The sequence below is a fragment of the Deinococcus sp. genome, assembly GCF_030523985.1.
Classification (GTDB): Bacteria; Deinococcota; Deinococci; order Deinococcales; family Deinococcaceae; genus Deinococcus.
The window spans coordinates 1-1985 of the sequence record NZ_JAUNHK010000197.1 but is presented as its reverse complement, the minus strand read 5'-3'; the positions used below and the strand labels follow the sequence as shown (position 1 = coordinate 1985).

The window sequence follows — 1985 nt, the reverse complement described above, 5'->3', positions numbered from 1 at the left end:
CCCGGCGTGACCCTGCTGGTGTCGAGCAGCCCCACCGCGCAGAAGTTCCTGCCGACGGGGGCCAGCTTCGTCAAGACCCGCGACGACGGCTTTGCCGAGTACCACCTGAAGTTCTGAGGCCGGGGCCGGGAGGCGGAGAGACTAAGTACCTCGAAGTTCATCTTTAGATGAACCGAGCGGAGCGAGTACCGAAAAAAGTACGTCGAACCGGGAATGAAGCGTTTTCGGTTCTGTTCCGAAAATGCGAAATGTTAGGTTCGATGTACTTAGCGGCTCTCCCCTGCCAGCCAGCGCGGATTGAGCGTGACCTCTCCCGACAACTCGACCCGGCGCTCCGGCGCGGCCTGCCCGTCACAGGGGGGCCGCGCCTGCTCTTTTCGCAGCAGGGGCCAGAAGCTGGCGACCGCCCGGCTGCTGATGTCCCAGGCCGGCACCGGGCCGAAGACGCGGCTGTCCAGGCTGCCGCCGGGGCTGCGGTTGTCGCCCATCACGAAATAGTGCGCGGCGGGCACCTTCAGCGGCGGCGTGTTGCTCAGCGGGCTGGACGTGTCGGGGCAAAACTGCGCCCAGTGATTCAGCACTCGCGGTTCACTCACTGCTTGCCCGTTAACGTAGAGCCGCCCGGCCCGCATCTGCACGGTGTCGCCCGGCAAACCCACCACCCGCTTGACCAGGTACGGACGGTACGACCAGGGCAAGCGCAGCCCCCGGTAGATGTTGGTGCGCTCGAAGGTCGCGCTGGCGGGCGGCTTGAACACCACGATGTCGCCGCGTCCATATCGGCCCAGGCCCAGGCGGTGCGCCCAGCCCTCGACCTGAGGCAGCGCCAGCCATTCGCCGTGGCGCAGGGTGGGCATCATGCTGGCCCCGTCCACCCGCACTGCCGAGGCCGCAAACTGTGTGAACAGCAGTCCCCAGACCAGCGGCGAGAGCCAGTCGCGCCAGAGCTTTTGCACTGCCGCTTTGCCTCTCATGGTCGCGCCTCCTGCGTCACGGTCTGCGCGGAAGGCGAATGGGTCTGCATAGCGTATCCCACGCTCCCCAGCGCCAGCCCGACGAGCAGGGCACGCATCAGCGCCCCCCGCCAGTACCCCCAGCCCAGCCCGAGCGCCAGCCGCAGCGGTGGGCCGAGGTCGTCCAGGGCGGCAGCCCATGCCCCGTCTTCGTCCAGGCCACCCACCTGCGTGTCCAACTGGGTCTGCCAGAGGTGGCCCAGTAGTTCGGCCCGCACCTCGGCGCGTCTGGCACGGGGCAACAGGCAGGTCGCCTGGGTCAGTGCACGCTCGGCGGCAGGCGGAATGAGCACCTCTCCCATCACCACAGCCTCCTCAGCGCCTCGTCGAAGCTGCGGTAGCTTTCGCGGCGGCGCTGCAACTCGGCGCGGCCCGCGTTCGTCAGGGCGTAGGTTTTGACGGGCGGCCCACCCCGCGCAGGCACGGCGCTGCTGGCTTGCAGGTAGCCCGCGCCCTCCAGACGGTGCAGGGCCGGATACAGGCTGCCCGCATTCAGGCGAATTTCTCCGCCCGTCAGCGCGCTCACCCGCTTGGCGATGTCCTGCCCATAGCCCGCCTCACGTTCCAGCACACTCAGCAAAATCAGGTCGAGATTGCCCCGCAACAGGTTCAAGTCCATTGGACTATCAGATTCCGATATCAGAACGTGAGAATGATGTTTCCCTCTCATGCCCGCCATTTAGTCTCGGCCCATGCGTTTTGCTCTGTCTGCCCTGCTGTTTTGTGGCCTCGCTTCGGCCCAGACCCTCTTGCCGCTCGACTCGCGGCCCGCCACCCGGACCCTGCCCGCCCAGATCGCCGGGTTGCTGGGGCCAGTGGCCGTGCCTGACGCGGCGCTGCTGGGGCGACTGGGTGAGGGCGGGAATGCGGTCACCCTGCAGGAGTGGCTCGGCGCCCAGCCGCGCACGGGGCCGCTGATCGTGTCGCTGGACGCGCTGGCCTACGGCGGACTGGTGCAGTCGCGCAACAGCC

Annotated in this window: 4 protein-coding genes; 1 reads left to right on the top strand and 3 read right to left on the bottom strand. The window is 67.6% G+C overall.

Going from position 1 to position 1985, the window contains the following annotated elements:
- Positions 1-266 precede the first annotated feature (266 nt).
- The 3 genes from lepB to Q4C89_RS14895 are packed head-to-tail and all read right to left on the bottom strand — an operon-like array spanning position 267 to position 1632.
- On the bottom strand, positions 267-974 hold the full coding sequence (lepB, locus tag Q4C89_RS14905) for a signal peptidase I (protein WP_303103408.1): 708 nt from the start codon (positions 972-974) through the stop codon (positions 267-269).
- Positions 971-1315, bottom strand: coding sequence for a hypothetical protein (locus tag Q4C89_RS14900; RefSeq protein ID WP_303103407.1), 345 nt, complete (start codon positions 1313-1315; stop codon positions 971-973). The genes lepB and Q4C89_RS14900 overlap by 4 nt, the downstream gene beginning before the upstream one ends.
- On the bottom strand, positions 1315-1632 hold the full coding sequence (locus Q4C89_RS14895; RefSeq protein ID WP_303103406.1) for a PadR family transcriptional regulator: 318 nt from the start codon (positions 1630-1632) through the stop codon (positions 1315-1317). Before Q4C89_RS14895 ends, Q4C89_RS14900 begins: the two co-directional genes overlap by 1 nt.
- A gap of 73 nt (positions 1633-1705) precedes the next feature.
- Between Q4C89_RS14895 and Q4C89_RS14890 the strand changes: the two genes are divergently transcribed.
- A partial coding sequence (locus Q4C89_RS14890; protein ID WP_303103405.1) for a DUF4127 family protein occupies positions 1706-1985 on the top strand: 280 nt, incomplete at its 3' end.

Coding starts and splice junctions, on each gene's coding strand:
- lepB (WP_303103408.1), bottom strand. CDS start 974: ATGAGAGGCAAAGCGGCAGTGCAAAAGCTCTGGCGCGACTGGCTCTCG.
- Q4C89_RS14900 (WP_303103407.1), bottom strand. CDS start 1,315: ATGGGAGAGGTGCTCATTCCGCCTGCCGCCGAGCGTGCACTGACCCAG.
- Q4C89_RS14895 (WP_303103406.1), bottom strand. CDS start 1,632: ATGGACTTGAACCTGTTGCGGGGCAATCTCGACCTGATTTTGCTGAGT.